Here is a 20038-nt window from a genome sequence, read left to right on the forward strand (position 1 = left end):
GTCCTGCGGCGTCCGTGCGGACGACGTCACAGGACCGCCCCCTCCTGGTGGGTCAGGCGCCGACCTTCTCCCTGACCTGCGCTATCGACGGGTTGGGGAGGGCCGAGCCGTCGGGGAAGAGCACGGTCGGAACGAGCTGGTTGCCGTTGTTGACCTTCTCCACGAAGGCCGCGGCCTCCGGGTCGTGCTCGATGTTGACCTCGGTGTACGCGATTCCCTCGCGGTCCATCTGCCCCTTGAGTCGGCGGCAGTAGCCGCACCAGGTGGTGCTGTACATGGTCACCGTTCCCGCCATGGGTTCGCGCTCCTCGGTCTCGATTCCGGATGGTCCTGGAAGTTGCCTGGCGTTCGGCCCGGGCCCCGGTGGTCCGGGGCCCGTCGGCATCGGTGGAACGTCCGGCACCCGGAAGCCATTCCCGGCCCCCGACCGCCGGACGCGTGAGTTCCCGCACGCTTCCCCGGCGTTCCGCGCCCCATTCCTGTGAGGAATCCCGGCCGCCTGTGGACGGCGGTTGGGTGCCCCTCCACCGGCCTGGCAGCATGGCGGGGTGACAGCAGCGACGCCCCCCTCCCCCTTCCCGAACGTTCCCGAATCGCCGGACGCGGTACTCGAGGGACTCGATCCGGAGCAACGCGAGGTGGCGACGGCGCTGCACGGCCCGGTGTGCGTGCTGGCGGGGGCCGGCACGGGCAAGACGCGAGCCATCACGCACCGGATCGCGTACGGGGTGCGGGCGGGGATCCTCCCGCCCGCGAGCGTGCTGGCCGTCACGTTCACCAACCGCGCGGCGGGCGAGATGAGGGGACGTCTGCGCCAACTCGGCGCCGGCGGTGTGCAGGCCCGCACCTTCCACTCCGCCGCCCTGCGGCAGTTGCAGTACTTCTGGCCGAAGGCGGTCGGCGGCGAGCTGCCCCGGCTGCTGGAGCGCAAGGTCCAACTCGTCGCGGAGGCCGCCGCCCGCTGTCGCATCCGGCTCGACCGCAACGAACTGCGCGATGTGACGGGCGAGATCGAGTGGGCCAAGGTCACCCAGACGGTGCCGGAGGACTACCCGGCCGTGGTGGCGAAGTCGTCACGGGAGGCCCCGCGCGATCCGGCCGAGATCAGCCGGATCTACGGGCTCTACGAACAGCTCAAACGCGAGCGGTCGACGATCGACTTCGAGGACGTGCTCCTGCTCACGGTCGGCATCCTCCAGGAACGGCCCGACGTCGCCGACACCGTGCGCCGGCAGTACCAGCACTTCGTCGTGGACGAGTACCAGGACGTCAGCCCGCTCCAGCAGCGACTGTTGGAGCTGTGGCTGGGGGACCGCGACTCGATCTGCGTGGTCGGCGACGCGAGCCAGACGATCTACTCCTTCACCGGCGCCACCCCCGACCACCTGTTGAACTTCCGGCTCCGTCATCCGGACGCCACGGTGGTGAAGCTGGTGCGCGACTACCGTTCCACACCCCAGGTGGTGCACCTGGCCAACGGACTGCTGGCCCAGGCGAAGGGGCGGACGGCCGAGCACCGGCTCGAACTGGTCTCCCAGCGCGATCCCGGCCCCGAGCCCGTCTACACCGAGTACGCCGACGAGCCCGCCGAGGCCGAGGGCGTCGCCCGCCGCATCCGGGAACTGCTGGACGCGGGGGTCTCCGCGAGCGAGATCGCGGTGCTCTACCGGGTCAACGCCCAGTCCGAGGTGTACGAGCAGGCTCTCGCCGACGCGGGCGTGCCCTACCAGCTCCGCGGTGCCGAGCGGTTCTTCGAACGGCCGGAGGTGCGCGAGGCGGGCCTCGCGCTGCGCGGCGCGGCCCGTGCCGGGGGCAACGACACGCTGTTGGCCGACGCCGTGGACCTCCCTTCCCAGGTGCGCGCGGTCCTCGGGGGCACCGGTTGGACGCCGCAGCCTCCGGCCGGCTCGGGCGCGGTGCGCGATCGCTGGGAGTCGCTGGCCGCACTGGTCCGGCTCGCCGAGGACTTCGGCCGGGCCCGGCCGCGGGCGGAGCTGGCCGACTTCGTGGCCGAGCTGGACGAGCGGGCGAACGCCCAGCACGCCCCGACCGTCGAGGGCGTCACGCTCGCCTCGCTGCACGCGGCCAAGGGACTGGAGTGGGACGCGGTCTTCCTGGTCGGGCTGGCCGACGGGACGCTCCCGATCACCTACGCCAGGACCGACGAGCAGATCGAGGAGGAACGTCGACTGCTCTACGTGGGCGTCACCCGGGCCCGACGCCACCTGTCGCTGTCCTGGGCGCTGTCGCGTTCGCCGGGTGGTCGGGGCGGGCGCCGTCCGAGCCGTTTCCTGGCCGGGTTGCGGCCCGGCTCGTCGACGGAGAGGGAACGGGCGGGCGGTGCCGGCGGCGTGGAGCGGGGCACGGGCCGTTCGCGCAGACGGCGCGGACCGGTGCGGTGCCGGGTCTGCGGTCGCACCCTCACCGACGCCGGCGAGATCAAGCTGATGCGGTGCGAGGGCTGTCCCTCCGATCTGGACGAGCAACTGTACGAGCGACTGCGTGAGTGGCGTTCGGTACAGGCCCGGCGGCTCGGCCAGCCGGCGTACTGCGTCTTCACCGACAAGACGCTCATGGCCATCGCCGAGGCCCTCCCCGGCGACGAGGCCGAGCTGTCACGGATCCCGGGCGTGGGCAGGCGCAAGCTCGACCGGTTCGGCGCCGATGTGCTGGCGCTGTGCGCGGGTGAGGAGATCGGCGAGGAGGTCGGTGAGGGGAGCGACGAGGGGAACGCCGGAGGGAGCGGCGCGGACACCGATGGAGCCCCGGGGCGGGTGGGGAATTCGGCGGGTGGATCCGCGCCCGAATAAACGGAATGAATCGCTCCGGAGGTCTTCGCGGAGACTGTTGCGAACCTGCCGGAAAAATAGTTTGCGCGCGCCGTGCGAACCCCCATAGCCTTCCGGACATGGAAGAGCGGGGCCTGGTGGCTCCACCACTTCCATGCTGTACTGAACCCCGAACGCCCGGATCGACACACCGATCGATCCGACGAGACGCCGAGAGGAGGCGAGCTTCGATGACCACCATGATCACGACGGAACCGGTCGGCCGCGACGGCTTCGCCTCCTGCCTGTTCGACACCGGTGTCTTTGGGGCCGACGCCTTTGGCGCCGTGTCCGCGCGTCCGAGCCTCTGCTCGACCCTGCCGATCCGGGAGCGCGTCAGCGAGCGACCGACCCAGGCACCTGCGGTAGCGACCGTGGCACAGGCGGACACCTATGCCCTTGCCGGCATCGCGGCCAATGGTGCCGACAACGGACAGAAGCAGGCACAGCACCACATGTGGGCCTTCCGTGGGCTCGAACCCTGGAGAGATCCAGCCTGATCGGCACGATCAGGTCGGCACCTTCCAGGGCCGCGGAACCCACACCGGGATCCGCGGCCCTTCTGTTTTCCACAAGCGGCCCGGCCACCAGCCGGGCCGAAGAGACGACGCACAGACGAGGAATTCACCGCCGTGCACATCCAGACGCACGCCCCGTCCGTACAGCCCGACCCGATCCGACCGTCCGATTCCACGGAGGACTCCTTGACCGCCCTCACCACGCTCACCGAGCTGGACGACGCCATCGAGCGTCTCGGTGTGGCCGTGCCCTGCCGCAGCTACGACCCGGAGGTCTTCTTCGCCGAGTCGCCCGCCGACGTGGAGTACGCCAAGTCCCTCTGCCGAACCTGCCCGCTGCGCGAGGCCTGCCTCGCCGGCGCCAAGGACCGCCGTGAGCCCTGGGGGGTCTGGGGCGGTGAGCTGTTCGTCCAGGGGGTCGTCGTTCCCCGCAAGCGGCCGCGTGGCCGTCCGCGCAAGAACCCGGTCACGGCATGAACACCACCGGCACGATCGATCGTCCCGCGGCACACGGACCCGTGCCGCGCCCCCTCCGGAAGGCGGAACCCGCCATGGCCCTTCGCTCCGAGAACCACGCGAGCACACAGCCCGACATGGCCGCCTCATGCCAGAACAGGACCCGAGACATGCAACTCATCCCAGAAGCCATGGCCCGCGCTCATATGCACGAACGCATGAGGGAGGCCGAGGCAGAGCGACCCGGCCGACGGGTGGTCGTCGCCCGCCGCATGCAGCGCCGCGCCGAACGGGCCTCGATGCGGGCCCGTCGGGCGCTGGCCCTGGCCGTCATGCAGTGACGGACGGCGACGGCCGACCGACGACACACGACCGGACCGGGGCCGGGGCGGTACCGCCCCGGCCCCGCGGCCGTTCCGCTCCGGGCTCGGGAGCGGGGCGAAGCGACGGGTGCCCGGCCGGCCGGGAGCGTCAGGCCGAGGTCTCGGCCGGCTCGGCGCCACCGTCGAAGTCCGCGTCCGCCCCGGCCTCCTCCTCCGGAACGAAGCCCGGCACCCAGGCCTCCATTTCATCGCGCATCCGGACCCGCGCGTTGAGCTGGCACAGCACCCCGATCGTGGAGAGCGTCACCCGGTGGATCAGCAGGTAGGACGGTGGCAGGTTGAGCCGCTTGCCCAACTGGTACGCGGGAGAACGAGGATCCCCCACTCGGGTCGCCTGTCCCCGCATCCAGTCACGGGAGAAGACGAACTCCTCCACCTGTGCCGGCTCGATGATGGGCACGAGGTACTCCAGCACCCCCTCCGGGTCCAGTTCGACCGTCGGCCTGACGAAGCCCTCCTCGCACAGCAGCTCGTACACGGACTCCGCGTCGCCGTCGAGGGCCATTCGCAGCGCCGTGCCGATCGTCGGAGGCAATCCGCCCGGCAGCCGGTCGACCGTGCCGAAGTCCATCACGCCCAGCCGCCACCGCTCCGGCGGGCCGTCGGGGTCACCATCGGTCAGCAGCCGGAAGTTCCCCGGGTGCGGATCGGCGTGCAGCAGGCCCGTGCGGGCCGTGCCGGAGAAGAGGAAACGCGCCAGCAACTGTCCGGCCCGATCGCGCTCCTCGTCCGTGCCGTCCTTGATCACCTCCGCGAGCGGCACTCCCTCCAGCCACTCGGTGATCAGCACCTGGTCGCACTGGTACACCACGTCCGGCACCCGTACGTCCGGGTCGTCGGCGAACTCCGCGGCGTACGTCCGCTGGGCGTCCGCCTCCAGTTCGTAGTCGAGTTCCTCACTGATCCGGTCACGCAGCTCCGACACCAGCGGCTTGAAGTCCATGCCCGGGACGAGCGGCCCCAGAAGTCGGACGAAGCGTCCCAACTGGTTCAAGTCCGACAGCAGTGCCTCGCCGGCGCCCGGGTACTGCACCTTCACCGCCACCGGACGGCCGTCGTGCCAGACGCCGCGGTGCACCTGGCCTATCGAGGCCGCCGCCGAGGGCTTGTCGTCGAACTCCTCGAACAGCTCCCGCCAGTCCTCGCCCATCCGCTCGGCCAGCGCGGCGTGCACGGAGGCCACGGGCATCGGCGGTGCCGCGTCCTGGAGTCTGGTCAGCGCCGCCCGGTAGGGGCCGGCCACCTCCTCGGGGAGCGCCGACTCGAAGACCGACAGCACCTGGCCGAACTTCATGGCACCCCCCTTCAGCTCTCCCAGGACCTTGAAGAGCTGCTCGGCGGTGCGCTGCTGCATCTCCTGGCCGACCAGCTCCGCGGAGTACCCCCCGATGCGCTTGCCCAGCCCCCAGGTCGCGCGTCCCGCCACACCCAGCGGCAGCGCGGCCAGCTTGGCGGTACGTGTGACGGCCTTACGCGGAAGATCCGACATGTGCCCCTCCATCTTCCCGACAGCACGACCGGGTGGCAGCGCCGAGAACAGCGGTCATGTCGCCATTGTGGACCTCCGGACCCCGTCCGCCGAGAGCGGGCGGCCGCCGTGCACGGAAGCGGCACCGCACGGACACTCCACGTGCGGCGACACCGGCTCCGACTCGGCGCGCAACTCCGGCAGCACCCAGGACCGGCGCGCACCCGTGACGCAGCCCTCGTCACCGTCCAGGAAGGTCAACGCGCAGGAGGCGGTCGCACCCGCGACCAGGGTGGCCAGCGCCACGTCACAGGCCGGCACCGAGGTCCCCCGGGCCGATCGCCACTGGGCCACCACCAACGGCCAGCCGGGCTCCCGCTCCGCGCGCCCGAGCAACAGGCACTCCGCACACGCCGTCGCTCCCGGCAGCACCAGCGGCCCCACGAACCCGGTGCCCTCGACCACCCCGGCGTACAGATGCGGCACCCCGGTACCGACCAGCTCCGCGGACGCGACGGAATCCGGCGCGTAGGCGGCCAGTCCGTCCCGTGGCGCGACCACCACCAGACCGAGCCCCGGCTCGGGAGCCTCGGCGGACGGGCGCGACCGCCGGGGAGCGGGGGCCGCCCGCCGCACCGCCCGGCCGGCGGCCGCGGCCCGCCGCCGGCCGGTCTGTTCCGCCGGCACGCCTCCCGGAGCGGTGTCCCACGGGGCCACACAGCCGCCGTCCACCACGTCGACCTGCCCCACACCGGCCGCCGACAGCAGCGCGGCCACCGTCGCCCCGACCCGTCCCGCGCCGCGCACCTGCACCCGCGCCCCGGCCCGGGCGGCCAGCCTCCGCACTCCCCCGCCCGGTTCCGGATGGAGCACCGAGAGCGAGGCCAGATCGGGACGGACCCGGTCCTCGACCCGGGCCGCGGCCCTCCGGTGCGCGGTGGCGTCGTCCAGGAGCCCCGCGGCCGTCAACCGCCCCACCAGTCTGTCGACCACCTCCGCGCCGAGCCCCATCCCCTCCGCGGCCCGCCTGAGCTCGGGCAGGCCGCGAGTGCCGTCGAACAACTCCAGGAAGCTGCCGGTCGCGGTGTCCACCGGCCCCAGCAACACCGCGTGCGCGGGCGTCACCCCGTACCGCAGGGTGTTCCGATCCCGCCAGGCGCGTCGCAGCGCCGGTTTGATCATCGGATGCATGTTCGTTCGACCCCCTGAGACCGCCGCCGGCATCGTCGCCGCCGGTTCCGGATCACCGACGGGCCCCAGCATGCGGCCCAGGGGGGCGCCGCCGCCGGGAGTTGTCCACAGGGCGCGCCGTTCGTCATACCGGGGTGTTCGGGAGCGTTCGAGGGCGTGCGGCCGCTCACCCGGACGGGCGTTTCCCCCGGAAGCACCCCTGGGACGGGACTTCCGGGGACGGCAGCGGGTAACGTCGTGGCGTGTCCGCCGACCCGCCGAGCAGCCCCGAGCCACCGCACCGCACCCCCGAGCCGAACGGCGCGGGGGCGGACACGGCGGCACGCGGGCGGGAGGAGGCCGTCGAGGTCCGCCGGAGCGCACGTCGCCGGCGCACGGTCTCCGCCTACCGCGAGGGAGGCCGCACCATCGTCCTCATCCCGGCCCGGATGTCGAAGGACGAGGAGCGGCGCTGGGTGGACGTCATGCTGGACAAACTGGCCGCCCAGGAGAGCCGCAGGAAGCCCGACGACGGCGAACTGGCCGAGCGCGCGGCGCGGCTCTCCCGCCAGTACCTCCAGGGGCGCGCCCGCCCGATCACCGTGCGCTGGGTCACCAACCAGAACACCCGCTGGGGCTCGTGCACCCCCGCCGAGGGCAGCATCCGTCTCTCGCACCGGTTGCAGGGCATGCCCGAGTACGTCGTGGACTACGTCCTCCTGCACGAGTTGGCGCACCTGTTGGTCCCCGGCCACGGGCCCCGTTTCTGGCGGCTGTTGGAGTCCTACCCGCGCACCGAGAGGGCCCGCGGCTTCCTGGAGGGCGTGGTCGCCGCCAACCGGCTTCCGAACGTTTCCGAGCCCGGAGCGAATGATCCGGACGGGTGACCGGTTAGCCTGGCGCGACGACATCGACGCTATGAACGGGGGACGGTCGGTTACGCATGGCCAGAGAATTCCAACGCGGCCACAAGGCCAGGATCGGTGATCTCACCGCGGGGACGGATCTGTACGTGGGCGTGCGGATCTCGGCTCCGGGACTGAGCTTCGACATCAGCTGCTTCGGCCTCGACGCCGAGGAGCGGCTCTCCGACGATCGGTACTTCGTCTTCTTCAACCAGCCCCGGTCACCCGAGGAGGCCATCCAGCTCCTGGGCCCCCAGGCGGGCGACACCGAGTCCTTCAGGGTGACCCTGGAGCGCATTCCCCCGCACATCCGGAAGCTGTCGTTCACGGCGACGATCGACGGTGCCGGTCAGATGTCCCTGATCGACCCCGGCTACCTGCGGATCGTCGCCGGGGGCGAGGAGGTCGCGCGGTACGCGTTCGACGGCTCGGAATTCACCTCCGAGCGGGCCGTGATGCTCGGCGACCTCTACCTGAAGGACGTCTGGCGCTTCGCCGCGGTCGGCCAGGGCTTCGACGGAGGTCTGGAGGCGCTGCTGAAGAACTTCGGCGGTGAGGTCGCCGAGGAGGAGGCCGCCCCCGAGCCGGCCCCGCAACCGGTGCCCGGTTTCGCGCCGCCCTCCGGACCGGCCCCCGGTTTCGCGCCTCCGGCGGCCCCCACCGCCCCGCAACCCGCACCGGCCCCGCAACCCGCCCCCCGACAACCGGTGCCGCCGCCCGCGCCGACGGCGCCCGTGCCGCCGCCCGCCCCGCCGCAGCCGGCCGCACCGCCTCCCCAGGGAGGCCACCCCCAAGCCCCCGCCCAGCCGGTTTCCCCCGACGCTCCCGCGCCCGCTCCGCCCCCGGTGCCCGCGGCACCCACCGCCCCCGGGCAGGTGATGCCCAACCCCTTCGGCGGGCCGCAGACGCAGCAGCCCTTCGGCGGGCAGCCCCCGCAGGCCCCCTTCGGCGGGCAGGTGCCCGGCCCTCCGGGTGCCCCCCGGGTGCCGCAGGGACCGGCCGCCGGGATCGGCGCGGCGTTGGAGAAGTACCGCGAGGCACCCACCGGGCAGCGTTGGACCCTGCAGAACCCGACGCTGGTGAGGGCCGACCTCTCCGGCGACGGCGGGCCCGTCCTCGCCCGCCAGGGCAGCATGGTGCTGTACCAGGGCAAGGTCGACTTCTCCTACAAGGGCGCGGGGCTCGCCGGCCGCATCGTCGGCAACGCCACCGGCCAGGAGATGCAGCTGATGCGGTGCAGCGGGCGCGGCCAGGTGTTCTTCGCCGAGAACGCCGCGCACGTGCACCCCATCGAACTCCAGGGCGACGCCGTCTGCGTCTCCGCCGACAACGTGCTCGCCTTCGACGAGAGCCTCCAGTACGAGGTCCGCCGGATCGAGGGCCACGGCATTCCCGGAGGAGCCCTGTTCACCCTGCAGTTCCAGGGCACCGGCACCGTCGTGGTCAAGACGCAGGGCCTCCCGGTCGTCCTGCCCGTCACACCGACCACCTTCGCCGACTGCCAGGCCGTCGTCGCCTGGTCCGCCGGCGCACAGGTGATCATCTCCAGCCAGGTGCGGCTGCGCCGCAACGCCTACCCCGGCCACAGCGGTGAGACCGTGAACCTCCAGTTCCGCGGCGCGCCCGGGAACTTCGTCGTCGTCCAGCCCTACGAGGTCTGAGGGAGCCCGTCGTGAACCAGCCAGTGATCTCGGGCTACGCCCCGACCCCGCCCGCCGCCCGCATGGAGAATCACGGGGCGCACATGGTGAAGATCGCCATGGCCGGCGGCCAGGACGTCTTCGCCCGCACCGGGTCGATGATCGCCTACGAGGGCTTCGTCCAGTACGAGCCCAACCCGCCGGCCGTCCGCCAGCTGGCCTCCCAGTGGCTCACCGGCGAGGGCGCCCCGCTGATGAAGTGCAGCGGCGACGGAGTCCTCTACCTCGCCGACTACGGAGCCGACGTCGTCTGCCTCAACCTGGCCGACGAGGCGCTCTCGGTCAACGGGACCAACCTCCTCGCCTTCGACGCGCACCTCCAGTGGGGCGTCGAGCGCGTCAAGGGGCTGGCGAAGTTCGCCGGTCAGGGCCTGTTCAACGTCGGGATCTCCGGTACCGGCTGGGTCGCCCTCACCTCCCGCGGCACACCCGTCGTGGTGGACTGCGGACGCGGCGAGGACGAGACCTACGTCGATCCCGACGCCCTGGTCGCCTGGTCGTCCGGCCTGAAGGTCAAGAACAAGCGCACCATGAAGGCGAGCGCGCTGATCGGCCGCGGCAGCGGCGAGGCGTACCAGATCGCCTTCTCCGGCCAGGGCTTCGTCGTCGTCCAGCCCAGCGAGGACAGCGCCGACCGCCTGCGCGTCCGGGGTTGAGGGGGGAGTAAGAACCATGCAGAGTCCGCTCTTCGGCCACACCGAGGTCCCCAGCCAGGACCGCTACGCCCTGCAGAACCCGCAACTGCTGCGGGTCCGGCTCTCCGGCCACGACGACGTGCTCGCCCGGAAGGGCGCGATGGTCGCCTACCAGGGGCTGTTGGAGTTCGACGGCGAGTACGCCTCGCGCGGGCGCCGCCGCGGGCAGGCACGGGCCGGCGAGAACCTGGAGCTGATGCGGTGCTCCGGGGAGGGCACGGTCTACCTGGCCAACCTCGCCCAGTACGTCCACGTCATGGACGTGGAGCCGGAAGGTCTGACGGTCGACAGCTCCTACGTCCTGGCCCTGGACTCCTCCCTGCACTGGGAGGTGATCGCGGTGGACAGCCAGTTCGGCATCTCCGGATCCGGCGCGTACAACCTCAACATCACCGGCCAGGGCAAGGTCGCTCTGATGACCTCCGGACAGCCGCTGGCCCTCCAGGTCACCCCGGACGGATACGTCAACGCCGACTCCGACGCGGTGGTGGCCTGGTCCGGTTCGCTGCGGGTGCAGATGCAGGCCCAGACCAGCTCCCAGAGCGTGTTCCGGCGGCGCGGCAGCACCGGGGAGGGCTGGGAGCTGAGCTTCATGGGCCGGGGGTACGCCCTCGTCCAGCCCAGCGAGCTGCTGCCGCCGCAGAACGCGGTGATCCAGGGGCTGCGGGGCCAGTACGGCGCGGGCGGTCAGAACCAGGGCAACATCTGGAGCAACTGACCGAGGCGCGCGGACCGTGCCCGCGCGCCCTGCCTCACAGCAGCGCGCGGGTACGGTCCACCAGCCGCACGACGGTGGCGTCGGCCACCGACGCCACCTCGTCGTAGGGGAACCAGCGCAGTTCCAGCGACTCCTCGCCGGCCGTCTCCACCGCGCCCTCCGGCGCCAGGGCGACGTACTGCACGTCCAGGTGCCAGGCGCAGGGCGTGTGGTGTCGGTCCAGCCGCACGGGACCGTCCGGCAGCAGGGTGAGCCCGGTGATGCCCGACTCCTCGACGGCCTCTCGCAGGGCGACCCCGGCGAGCGTGGCGTCGGCCGGTTCGCAGTGCCCGCCGGTCTGGAGCCACATCCGCAGTTTGCGGTGGTGGGTGAGCAGCACCCGTCCGCGGCGCGGCTCCACCACGAGCGCGCTCGCCGTGATGTGGCCGTCCGCGCACGAGCGCCACACCCCGTCGGGGTGGGCGGCCAGGTGGTCGCCGTAGGCCAGGCGCAGCGCCTCCTGCTCCTCGTCCGGCGCGGACCACTCCTTGAGGACCCGCACCGTGTCCGCGTGCAGGCTCACCGGTCGTCTCCGCCGGCCCCGCCGTCCCCGCTCTCGCCACGGTCGTCCTTGCCGTCCTCGCGCAACAGCCCCTCCAACTCGGAGAAGTCCAACTGCTCGCGGTGGACGAAACCGTCCGGGTCGTCGAGGTCGTCGGCGGTCGGAAGCATGTCCGGGTGGGCCCACAGCCCGTCGCGGCCGTCCAACCCGCGGGCGTCGGTGAGGGAGGCCCACAGTCGGGAGGCGTCGCGCAGGCGTCGGGGCCGCAACTCCAGGCCGATCAGCGTGGCGAAGGTCTGCTCGGCCGGTCCGCCACCGGCCCGCCGCCTGCGCAGCGTCTCGCGCAGCGCGGAAGCGGACGGCAGGTGTGGCTCGGCCGCGGCGTGCACCACCGCGTCCACCCAGCCCTCGACCAGCGCGAGCGCCGTCTCCAGCCGGGCCAGGGCCGCCTTCTGTTCGGGAGTGTCCTCCGGCTGGAACATGCCCTGCTGGAGCGCCTCCTGGAGTTCCTCGGGGCGGGACGGGTCGAGCTGTCCGACGACGTCCTCCAGCTTGGCGGTGTCCACCTTGATCCCGCGCGCGTACCCCTCGACCGCGCCGAACAGGTGCGAGCGCAGCCACGGCACGTGGGCGAACAGCCGCTGGTGCGCCGCCTCGCGCAGCGCGAGGTACAGCCGCACCTCGTCCTCGGGAACGCCCAGCCCCTCGCCGAAGGCCGCGATGTTGACCGGCAGCAGCGCCGCCCTGCCCTTCGGACCCAGCGGCAGACCGATGTCGGTGGAGCCCACGACCTCGCCGGCCAGTACGCCCAGTGCCCGGCCGATCTGGGTGCCGAACATCGCGCCGCCCATGGAGCGCATCATCCCGATCAGCGGGCCCGCCATGGACTGCATCTCCTCGGGAAGCACGTCGCCCATGGCCGCCCCGACGCGTTCGGCGACCGGATCCACCAGGTCCTTCCACACCGGAAGGGTGGACTCCACCCACTCCGCGCGGCTCCAGGCCACGGCCGAGCCGGACCCGGAGGGCAGGGAGGTCACGCCGTCCAGCCAGAGATCGGCCAGTCGCACGGCCTCCTCGACGGCCCGCCGCTCCCGGGGGCCGACGCTGGCGTCCTTGGTGCCGTCCGGGGTGCCCGCGGCGACGGTCTGTCGGGCGATGTCCTTGGCCATGTCCCAGTTGACCGGCCCGCCCTCGTAGCTGAGCATCTGGCCGAGCCGCTGGAACGCGGCGCCCAGGTCGTTCGGGTCGACGCCGCCGGGGCCGCCCAGCGACCCGAACATCGCCGCGAACGGGTTCTCGGCGCCGCCCTGGCCGCCGAACCCGAACGGGTTCGGGTCGGGTCCGCCCTTCTTCCGGCCGTCGTCGCCCTCCTCCGGCTCCTCGGGTGGAAGGCCGAATCCGAATGGGATGTCACTCACGGGGTTCCTCGGATCTGGTGGCTGGTGGGTGGGTCGCTGGGACGACGGTGGAGGATGTGCGAAGTGGAGGGCTTCACCTCCAGCCTAGACACCTCTCGGGCAGGATGGAGCCTGCGCACGTCGTACCCGAGACAACCGCGGGAGACACCGGGTGAGTTCCCAGGAGGCCAACGTTCGCGGTCCGCGTAACGGGACCGCACGGCCCGTCGTCGCGGTCACCGGAGCCGCATCGGGGGTGGGCGCGCTGCTGACCGAGCGGCTCGTGGCCTCCCCCGAGGTGGGACGGGTGATCGCGCTCGACGAGCGACGCGGCGACGCGGAGGGTGCCCAGTGGCACGTCCTGGACGTGCGGGACCCGGCCATCGCCGACCGGCTGCGCGACGCCGGCCGGCCGGCCGACACCGTGGTGCACCTCGCCCTCGACCTGGATCTGGAGACCGATCCCGCCGCCCGCTCCGCCTACAACGTGCGCGGCACCCAGACGGTGCTGACGGCCGCCGCCGCCGCGGGCGTGCGGCGGGTGGTGCTGTGCACCTCGGCGATGGTCTACGGCGCGTTGCCCGACAACGACGTACCGCTGGCCGAGGACGCCGAGCTGCGGGCGACGGCCGAGGCCACGGGCGTGGGCGATCTGCTGGAGATCGAGCGGCTCGCCAAGCGCGCCCCCCGCGCGCACCCGGGGCTCAACGTCACGGTCGTGCGCCCCACCGTCCTGGTCGGCGGCACGGACACGGCCCTGACCCGTTACTTCGAGTCGCCGCGCCTGCTGGTCGTGGCCGGGTCCCGGCCGTGCTGGCAGTTCTGCCACGTCGAGGATCTGGCCGCCGCCCTGGAGTACGCGGCGCTGGAGAAGGTGGAGGGCGAGCTGGCGGTCGGTTGCGACGGCTGGCTGGAACAGGAGGAGGTGGAGGAGCTGTCCGGCATCCGCCGCATGGAGCTGCCCTCCGCGGTCGCCCTCGGCGCGGCCTCCCGACTGCACCGACTGGGGCTGACGCCCTCGCCCGCCGGTGACCTGGCGTACACGATGCACCCCTGGGTGGTCAGCGGCTCCCGGCTGCACGAGGCGGGCTGGCGGCCGACGTGGACCAACGAGGCGGTGCTGGGCGAGCTGCTGAAGGAGGTCGCCGGCCGGCACACGGTCGCCGGACGCCGCCTGGGGCGCAAGGACGCCACCACGCTCGGCGCCGCGGGCGCCACCGTCGCCCTGGTGGGCACCGCCGCCCTGGTCCGACGCGCCCGCAGGACCCGCCGTCGGATGTGACGTTCCACACACGGCGTCCCGTGCCGCGCCGCGCGGGTGGACGCGTCCGCCCGCGCCGGTACGGCACCATGTCCCCATGGCACAGACGTACGACCATCCCGGTGAACGGGCCGCGCACGATCCGATCCGGCTGCTGGCGGTCCGTGAGGCCCCGCTCTCCGTGGACGAGGTCATGGCCGCCGTGCGTGACCCTTCGGCCGGTGGCACCGCGCTGTTCGTCGGCACCGTGCGCGACCACGACGGGGGCGTCGACGTGGCCCGACTGGGCTACTCCTCGCACCCCACGGCGGAGGCCGAGCTGCGCCGCGTCGCCGAGAAGGTGGTCGCCGACTTCCCCGTGCGAGCGCTCGCCGCGGTCCACCGGGTGGGCGAGCTGGAAATCGGCGATCCGGCCGTGGTCGTGGCCGTCTCCTGCGCGCACCGGGCCGAGGCCTTCGACGCCTGTCGCCGCCTGATCGACGACCTGAAGCACCAGGTGCCGATCTGGAAGCACCAGACCTTCGCGGACGGCACCGAGGAGTGGGTCGGGTCCTGAGGCGGCCCCGGCGGCCGGGGAGCGAGGGCGAGCACCCCATCGGGCGGTGGCGGGCGGCGCCGGGCGGTGCCGGGCGCCACCGGGAAGGCCCGTCCGGGCACATGTGCCATGACCGGACGGGGCATGGCCCGGCCGCTGCCGGGAACAGTCCTCGCATGGCCGGCGCCGAGGACGGACTCCCGGGCCGCGGGAACGGCACCCCGCCGGAGCCGTCGGCCCCACGGGAACTAGTCTGCTCGTGAGCCGGTTCGGCGCATTCGAGGGATCGGGAGGTCACTGTGGCGGCACTCGCCTGGTTGCTGATTCCGTTCGTCGCCACGATCGGGGCGGTCGTCTGGGCCGTGTGGGCCTCGCGGAAGCCCAGCGGGTTCGGGGACGCCGAGGGAGTCGCGGGCTACGAGGCCTTCCGCGCCGCCATGGAACGCCCCCACCGCGAGCGGCACCGGGAGGAGTCGGCCGCCTGAGGGTCCGAGCCCCGCGCTCCGGCCCGGTGTCGCGAGGCCGCGCCGCGTGGGAAGCCCGGCGGGTACGGGGCGGCCCGGAGCGACGGCCCGCACGGCCCGATGTCGGCCCCGTCCCGTACTGTCGTGACATGCCACGCCGGACAGCGACGATGCTCACCTCCACCCTGTTGCTGATAGCCGTGCTCTGCGCGGCGGTCCTGATCAGGGTGCCGTACGCCGAGATGTCTCCGGGGCCCACCGTCAACACGCTCGGTGAGTACGGTGGCGAGCCGGTGCTGAGCATCGAGGGCAGGAAGACCCACGAGCCCTCCGGCCACCTCAACATGACCACCGTCCGGGTCACCGGGGCCGAGTACCGGATGAACCTGGTGGAGGCCGTCTACGGCTGGCTGGCGGACGACAGCGCGGTCGTCCCGCACGACACCCTGTACCCGGACGACAAGTCCGCCGAGGAGGTGCGGGAGGAGAACGCCGAGGAGTTCACCCAGTCGCTGGAGAGCGCCAAGGTCGCCGCCCTGCGGGAGCTGGGGATACCCGTCGGGGAGCGGGTGGTGGTCGCCTCCGTGGTCAAGGACGGTCCGGCCGAGGGCCGGCTGCACGCCGGGGACGTCATCCGGGCCGTGGACGGCGAGCCGGTCGAGCAGCCCGACGACGTCGCCCGCCTGGTGACCGAGCACGACCCCGGAGAGGACGTGGTCTTCACCGTCGTGCCGGCGAAGCGGGCCGAGGAGGCCGAGAAGGAGGGCGGGGAGCCCACCGGTGGCCGGGAGGTCACCGTCGCGACCACCGAGGCCGACGACGGGCGCGCCATCGTCGGCATCCGGGCGGGGCTGGACCACACCTTCCCGTTCGAGATCGACATCGAGCTCGCCGATGTCGGCGGTCCCAGCGCCGGGCTGATGTTCGCCCTGGGCATCGTGGACAAGCTCTCGGAGGAGGACCTCACCGGCGGCGAGTTCGTGGCCGGCACGGGGACCATCGACGGCGAGGGCGAGGTCGGGCCGATCGGCGGCATAGGGATGAAGACCATCGCCGCCCGCGACAAGGGCGCGAAGTACTTCCTCACCCCCGAGGCCAACTGCGAGGCCGCCGCCCGCGATGTCCCCGAGGGGCTGACCCTGGTGAGGGTCGGCTCGCTCGACGACGCGCTGGAGGCCCTGGAGCACGTCCGGAGCGGGAACACCGACGCACTGCCGAGCTGCGCGGCGGGCTGACCGCCCGTACCGCCCGCCCGCCCGCCGGACGGGCGGGCGGGCGGTGGGGAACCGGAGCGGGCCGGGGGCCGTCAGGCGAAGGTGGCGGCGAGCGCCTCGGTGAGCCCCGGCACCAGGTCCGGCCCGGTCAGCACCTCGGTCGGCGAGTCCTTCTCGCGCAGCCGCAGTGCCGACTCGCGGGCCCCGTCCCGCAGCACCGCCACCGTCATCCGCACCTCCTGACGCTCGGGGTGCTCGGCCACCCACCGCGCCAGCCGTTCCTCGGCGCCCTCCGCCTGGAGGTCCTCGGGGACGGACGCCTCCGCCGCCGGAGGCAGCATCAGCCGCTCCACCGTCATCGCGCATCCGGCGACCGCGTCGGGCCAGGCGATGGTGCCGAGGAACTCGTCCAGGGGGACGCCGGCGGGCAGCTCGTCCTGCTCGACGGGGGTGAGGGAGGCGGGAACGGGGGAGGGGGCTTCGTCGCCGCCGAGGCCGAGCTGTTCGGCCAGGGCGGGCTCCTCGGCGCGCAGCCGGTCGGTGTCGACCAGGGCGAAGAGGCGGGCGGGCTGGTCCCAGCCCAGGCCGGCGACGTACTCGTCGATTTCGAGCACGGCACGGGTCAGTGGGCTGGCGGCGAGGGGTGCGCCGTCGTTGGGGAGGTTGTTCATCCCCATATCGTGCCGTCGAACACCCCGAGAACGGGAACCGGGTAAAGGTTCAGTAAGTTGCATGGGTGGGGCCCTAGCATACGGGGCCAGTTTCATCCGCTGCGAATCTTCGAGGTGCGCACCTTGGCTTTCCAGATGCCGGACCGGGGCTCAGGCGGGCCCGGCGGTCCACGGATCAGTGTCGGCAGGCCCTCCAGGCGCGCCAAGACCCTGCTCATGACAGCGGGAGTGCTCGCCGTTCTGGCCATGCTCTTCGTCATGTTCGCCGGGTTCTGGACCGACTGGCTGTGGTATCGATCGGTCCGCTACACCACCGTCTTCACCACCACCCTGTGGACCAAGATCGGCATGTTCGCCGTCTTCGGCCTGCTGATGGCCGTGGCCGTCGGCCTCAACATCTGGCTGGCCCACCGGTTGCGGCCCCCGCTCAGTGCGATGTCGCTGGAACAGCAGAGTCTGGACCGGTACCGCATGGGCATCGCGCCGTACAAGAAGTGGGTGCTGCTGGGGGTCACCGCGCTGGTCGGGTTGATCGCCGGTGCCTCCGCCGCCGGGCAGTGGCGCACCTGGCTGATGTGGGTGAACGCCGAGCCCTTCGGCACGGAGGACCCGCAGTTCGGCAAGGACGTGGCGTTCTTCGCGTTCGACCTGCCCTGGTACCGCTTCCTGCTGAGCTTCGGCTTCGCGGCCGTCGTCCTGTCCCTGCTGGCCGCGGCGCTGGTGCACTACCTCTACGGCGGGCTGCGGGTCAGCACTCCGGGCGCCCGCGCCACCTCCCAGGCCACCGGGCACCTGTCGGTGCTGCTCGGAGTGTTCGTGGCGCTCAAGGCGGTGGCGTACTGGCTCGACCGCTACGGCCTCGCGGTGAAGTCCGGTGACTTCAAGGCCACGAACAACTGGACGGGGCTGCGGTACGTCGACGCCAACGCCTACCTCCCGGCGAAGACGATCCTGTTCTTCATCGCCGTGATCTGCGCCGTGCTCTTCTTCGCCACCCTGTGGCGGCGCACCTGGCAGTTGCCGGTGATCGGCTTCGGACTGATGGTCCTCTCGGCGATCCTGATCGGCGGGCTCTACCCGGCGATCGTGCAGAAGTTCCAGGTCCAGCCGAACGAGCAGGCCAAGGAGGCGCCGTACATCCAGAAGAACATCGACGCCACCCGTGACGCGTACGACGTCGCCGACTCCAAGGTGTCGAACTACTCGGGCCAGAGCGAGGCGAGCAACGAGGAGCTGCGCGAGGCGGTGGACGACACCGCCAGCATCCGTCTGCTCGACCCGAACGTGGTCTCGCCCAGCTACCAGCAGCTCCAGCAGGTCCGCAGCTACTACCAGTTCCCCGCCACCCTCGACGTGGACCGGTACACCACCGAGGACGGCAGGGAGCAGGACACCGTCGTCGGCCTGCGCGAGATCAACATCAACGGCATCACCGAGCGCAACTGGATCAACGACCACTTCAAGTACACCCACGGCTTCGGCATGGTGGCCGGCAAGGGCACCGAGGTGGCCTCCACCGGCGCGCCCTCCTTCGTGGAGAAGGACCTTCCGCCCGAGGGCGAGCTCGGCGACTACGAGCCACGCGTCTACTACGGCGAGAAGACCACGCAGTACTCCATCGTCGGTGGCCCCCAGAAGGAACTGGACTACATCTCCGGCAACGAGGAGAAGACCTACAGCTACCAGGGCGACAGCGGGGTCAGCCTGGGGAACCCGGTCAACCGCGCGGCCTACGCCGTGGCCTTCAACGAGCCGCAGATCCTGTACTCGGGCGCGATCGGCGAGAACTCGCGGATCCTGTACAACCGCACGCCCAAGGAGCGCGTCGAGGCGGTGGCCCCGTGGCTGACGATCGACGGCGACCCGTACCCGGCGGTGGTGGACGGTCGGATCCAGTGGATCATCGACGCCTACACCACGACGAACCAGTACCCGTACTCGTCCCGCACGACCCTGGGCGACACCACGGCCGACTCGCTCACCGACGGGCAGCGTTCGGTCATCGCCCAGCAGAACCGGGTCAACTACATCCGCAACTCGGTCAAGGCCACCGTCGACGCCTACACGGGCGATGTGAAGCTCTACCAGTGGGACACCCAGGACCCGATACTGAAGACCTGGATGAAGGCCTTCCCCGGCACCGTCGAGCCGCGTGAGGAGATCAGCGACTCGCTGATGGCGCACCTGCGCTACCCGCAGGACCTGTTCAAGGTGCAGCGCGAGCTGCTGACGCGCTACCACGTCACCAACGCCAACCAGTTCTACAGCGGCAGTGAGCGTTGGCAGGTGCCGGACGACCCGACCCACAAGGGCAACGCGGTCCCGCCGTACTACCTGAGCATGCAGATGCCGGACCAGGAGGAGCAGACCTTCTCCCTGACCACCACGTTCAACCCAAGCGGCCGTGAGACGCTGGGCGCCTTCATGGCGGTGAACGCGGACGCCCGCAGCAGTGACTACGGGACGATCAGGATCCTCAAGCTGCCGTCCAACACCACGGTGTCCGGTCCGCAGCAGGTGCAGAGCCGGTTCAACTCCGACACCGACATCGCGAACGAGATCAACATCCTCCAGCGCGGTGACTCGGAGATCGAGTACGGCAACCTGCTCACCGTGCCGCTGGAGGGTGGACTCCTCTACGTCGAGCCGGTCTACGTCCGCGGCGCGGGCACCAACTACCCGCTGCTGCGGAAGGTCCTGGTGACCTACGGCGAGGAGACCGCCTTCGAGGACACCCTCGGCGAGGCTCTGAACGTCGTGTTCGGGGTGGAGGGCTCCGAGGAGGACACCGGCGAGGAGCCGCCGCCGGGCGAGGAGGAGAGCACTCCCCCGCCGTCCGAGGACGGACCCGACGACGGGACGGTGCAGGACGCCCTCAACGACGCTCAGGACGCCTTCGAGGCGGGCCAGAAGGCGTTGGGGGAGCAGGACTGGGAGGCCTACGGGCAGGCCCAGCGGGATCTGGAGGACGCCCTCGAGCGCGCGGCCGAGGCCGAGGGCGCGAGCGGCGACGGGAAGAACCCCGACGACGGGAGCGCCGGCGGAGGAAACGACGGCGGCACTCCGGAGGACGAGGGACGCAAGGACGAGTGAACCGGTGGTGAGCGAGCA

At 72.0% G+C, this 20038-nt stretch carries 19 protein-coding genes; 13 read left to right on the plus strand and 6 right to left on the minus strand.

Features of this window, described 5'->3' with window-relative positions; translation table 11 throughout:
• Positions 1 to 52 precede the first annotated feature (52 nt).
• Complete coding sequence (locus F0L17_RS17635; RefSeq protein WP_155071830.1) at positions 53 to 295, minus strand: mycoredoxin; 243 nt, start codon at positions 293 to 295, stop codon at positions 53 to 55.
• A 253-nt stretch (positions 296 to 548) separates the two neighbouring features.
• Between F0L17_RS17635 and F0L17_RS17640 the strand changes: the two genes are divergently transcribed.
• The 4 genes from F0L17_RS17640 to F0L17_RS17655 all read left to right on the plus strand — a co-directional run bounded on the left by F0L17_RS17640 (position 549) and on the right by F0L17_RS17655 (position 4143).
• The gene (locus tag F0L17_RS17640; RefSeq protein WP_338018126.1) at positions 549 to 2810 is read left to right on the plus strand and encodes an ATP-dependent DNA helicase UvrD2; all 2262 of its coding nucleotides are present in this window, start codon (positions 549 to 551) and stop codon (positions 2808 to 2810) included.
• Positions 2811 to 3019: 209 nt separating this feature from the next.
• Positions 3020 to 3328, plus strand: coding sequence for a hypothetical protein (locus tag F0L17_RS17645; protein ID WP_155071832.1), 309 nt, complete (start codon positions 3020 to 3022; stop codon positions 3326 to 3328).
• Between the two features lie 132 nt (positions 3329 to 3460).
• Complete coding sequence (locus tag F0L17_RS17650) at positions 3461 to 3823, plus strand: WhiB family transcriptional regulator (protein WP_031506031.1); 363 nt, start codon at positions 3461 to 3463, stop codon at positions 3821 to 3823.
• Complete coding sequence (locus F0L17_RS17655; protein ID WP_155071833.1) at positions 3820 to 4143, plus strand: hypothetical protein; 324 nt, start codon at positions 3820 to 3822, stop codon at positions 4141 to 4143. Before F0L17_RS17650 ends, F0L17_RS17655 begins: the two co-directional genes overlap by 4 nt.
• 130 nt (positions 4144 to 4273) lie before the next feature.
• On the opposite strand, the gene F0L17_RS17660 is transcribed toward F0L17_RS17655, so the two are convergent.
• Positions 4274 to 5674 carry an ABC1 kinase family protein gene (locus F0L17_RS17660; protein WP_155071834.1) on the minus strand — a complete coding sequence of 467 codons (1401 nt, stop codon included), beginning with the start codon at positions 5672 to 5674 and terminating at the stop codon, positions 4274 to 4276.
• A gap of 54 nt (positions 5675 to 5728) precedes the next feature.
• The gene (locus F0L17_RS17665; RefSeq protein WP_155071835.1) at positions 5729 to 6844 is read right to left on the minus strand and encodes a ThiF family adenylyltransferase; all 1116 of its coding nucleotides are present in this window, start codon (positions 6842 to 6844) and stop codon (positions 5729 to 5731) included.
• Positions 6845 to 7086: 242 nt separating this feature from the next.
• Here F0L17_RS17665 and F0L17_RS17670 point away from each other — a divergent pair, with 242 nt between their 5' ends.
• From F0L17_RS17670 to F0L17_RS17685, 4 genes are read left to right on the plus strand one after another with little or no spacing between them, the layout of a single operon-like run.
• Positions 7087 to 7710 carry a SprT-like domain-containing protein gene (locus F0L17_RS17670; protein WP_162466343.1) on the plus strand — a complete coding sequence of 208 codons (624 nt, stop codon included), beginning with the start codon at positions 7087 to 7089 and terminating at the stop codon, positions 7708 to 7710.
• A 56-nt stretch (positions 7711 to 7766) separates the two neighbouring features.
• On the plus strand, positions 7767 to 9389 hold the full coding sequence (locus F0L17_RS17675) for a TerD family protein (RefSeq protein WP_155071836.1): 1623 nt from the start codon (positions 7767 to 7769) through the stop codon (positions 9387 to 9389).
• Between the two features lie 11 nt (positions 9390 to 9400).
• Positions 9401 to 10084 (plus strand): AIM24 family protein, encoded by a 684-nt coding sequence (locus F0L17_RS17680; protein WP_162466344.1) that lies wholly within the window; start codon positions 9401 to 9403, stop codon positions 10082 to 10084.
• A 16-nt stretch (positions 10085 to 10100) separates the two neighbouring features.
• A complete protein-coding gene (locus tag F0L17_RS17685) occupies positions 10101 to 10841 on the plus strand; it encodes an AIM24 family protein (protein ID WP_155071837.1) in 741 nt (246 codons plus the stop codon).
• A 34-nt stretch (positions 10842 to 10875) separates the two neighbouring features.
• Here the strand turns inward: F0L17_RS17685 and F0L17_RS17690 are convergent, their stop codons facing one another.
• Positions 10876 to 11403, minus strand: coding sequence for an NUDIX domain-containing protein (locus tag F0L17_RS17690; RefSeq protein WP_162466345.1), 528 nt, complete (start codon positions 11401 to 11403; stop codon positions 10876 to 10878).
• Positions 11400 to 12803, minus strand: a complete 1404-nt coding sequence (locus tag F0L17_RS17695) for a zinc-dependent metalloprotease (RefSeq protein ID WP_162466346.1) — start codon at positions 12801 to 12803, stop codon at positions 11400 to 11402. Before F0L17_RS17695 ends, F0L17_RS17690 begins: the two co-directional genes overlap by 4 nt.
• Before the next feature lie 151 nt (positions 12804 to 12954).
• Between F0L17_RS17695 and F0L17_RS17700 the strand changes: the two genes are divergently transcribed.
• The 4 genes from F0L17_RS17700 to F0L17_RS17715 all read left to right on the plus strand — a co-directional run bounded on the left by F0L17_RS17700 (position 12955) and on the right by F0L17_RS17715 (position 16277).
• Entirely contained in the window at positions 12955 to 14064 is a 1110-nt protein-coding gene (locus F0L17_RS17700; protein WP_162466347.1) for an NAD-dependent epimerase/dehydratase family protein, read from the plus strand.
• Between the two features lie 76 nt (positions 14065 to 14140).
• Positions 14141 to 14599 (plus strand): molybdenum cofactor biosynthesis protein MoaE, encoded by a 459-nt coding sequence (locus F0L17_RS17705; protein WP_155071838.1) that lies wholly within the window; start codon positions 14141 to 14143, stop codon positions 14597 to 14599.
• 278 nt (positions 14600 to 14877) lie between these two features.
• A complete protein-coding gene (locus F0L17_RS17710; protein ID WP_155071839.1) occupies positions 14878 to 15063 on the plus strand; it encodes a hypothetical protein in 186 nt (61 codons plus the stop codon).
• A gap of 128 nt (positions 15064 to 15191) precedes the next feature.
• The gene (locus F0L17_RS17715) at positions 15192 to 16277 is read left to right on the plus strand and encodes a YlbL family protein (protein ID WP_155071840.1); all 1086 of its coding nucleotides are present in this window, start codon (positions 15192 to 15194) and stop codon (positions 16275 to 16277) included.
• Between the two features lie 71 nt (positions 16278 to 16348).
• Here the strand turns inward: F0L17_RS17715 and F0L17_RS17720 are convergent, their stop codons facing one another.
• Positions 16349 to 16927, minus strand: coding sequence for a PPA1309 family protein (locus tag F0L17_RS17720; protein WP_155071841.1), 579 nt, complete (start codon positions 16925 to 16927; stop codon positions 16349 to 16351).
• Between the two features lie 135 nt (positions 16928 to 17062).
• Here F0L17_RS17720 and F0L17_RS17725 point away from each other — a divergent pair, with 135 nt between their 5' ends.
• Positions 17063 to 20020: a UPF0182 family membrane protein gene (locus tag F0L17_RS17725; RefSeq protein WP_155073794.1), complete on the plus strand. Its 2958-nt coding sequence runs from the start codon at positions 17063 to 17065 to the stop codon at positions 20018 to 20020.
• The last annotated feature ends 18 nt before the right edge of the window (positions 20021 to 20038 follow it).

It is taken from the genome of Streptomyces taklimakanensis, assembly GCF_009709575.1.
Taxonomy (GTDB): Bacteria; Actinomycetota; Actinomycetes; order Streptomycetales; family Streptomycetaceae; genus Streptomyces; species Streptomyces taklimakanensis.

Excerpts from the sequence above, each read along its gene's own strand:
- F0L17_RS17635 (WP_155071830.1), bottom strand. The coding sequence starts at position 295 with ATGGCGGGAACGGTGACCATGTACAGCACCACCTGGTGCGGCTACTGC.
- F0L17_RS17645 (WP_155071832.1), top strand. The coding sequence starts at position 3,020 with ATGACCACCATGATCACGACGGAACCGGTCGGCCGCGACGGCTTCGCC.
- F0L17_RS17655 (WP_155071833.1), top strand. The coding sequence starts at position 3,820 with ATGAACACCACCGGCACGATCGATCGTCCCGCGGCACACGGACCCGTG.
- F0L17_RS17660 (WP_155071834.1), bottom strand. The coding sequence starts at position 5,674 with ATGTCGGATCTTCCGCGTAAGGCCGTCACACGTACCGCCAAGCTGGCC.
- F0L17_RS17665 (WP_155071835.1), bottom strand. The coding sequence starts at position 6,844 with ATGCATCCGATGATCAAACCGGCGCTGCGACGCGCCTGGCGGGATCGG.
- F0L17_RS17675 (WP_155071836.1), top strand. The coding sequence starts at position 7,767 with ATGGCCAGAGAATTCCAACGCGGCCACAAGGCCAGGATCGGTGATCTC.
- F0L17_RS17685 (WP_155071837.1), top strand. The coding sequence starts at position 10,101 with ATGCAGAGTCCGCTCTTCGGCCACACCGAGGTCCCCAGCCAGGACCGC.
- F0L17_RS17705 (WP_155071838.1), top strand. The coding sequence starts at position 14,141 with ATGGCACAGACGTACGACCATCCCGGTGAACGGGCCGCGCACGATCCG.
- F0L17_RS17715 (WP_155071840.1), top strand. The coding sequence starts at position 15,192 with ATGCCACGCCGGACAGCGACGATGCTCACCTCCACCCTGTTGCTGATA.
- F0L17_RS17720 (WP_155071841.1), bottom strand. The coding sequence starts at position 16,927 with ATGAACAACCTCCCCAACGACGGCGCACCCCTCGCCGCCAGCCCACTG.
- F0L17_RS17725 (WP_155073794.1), top strand. The coding sequence starts at position 17,063 with ATGCCGGACCGGGGCTCAGGCGGGCCCGGCGGTCCACGGATCAGTGTC.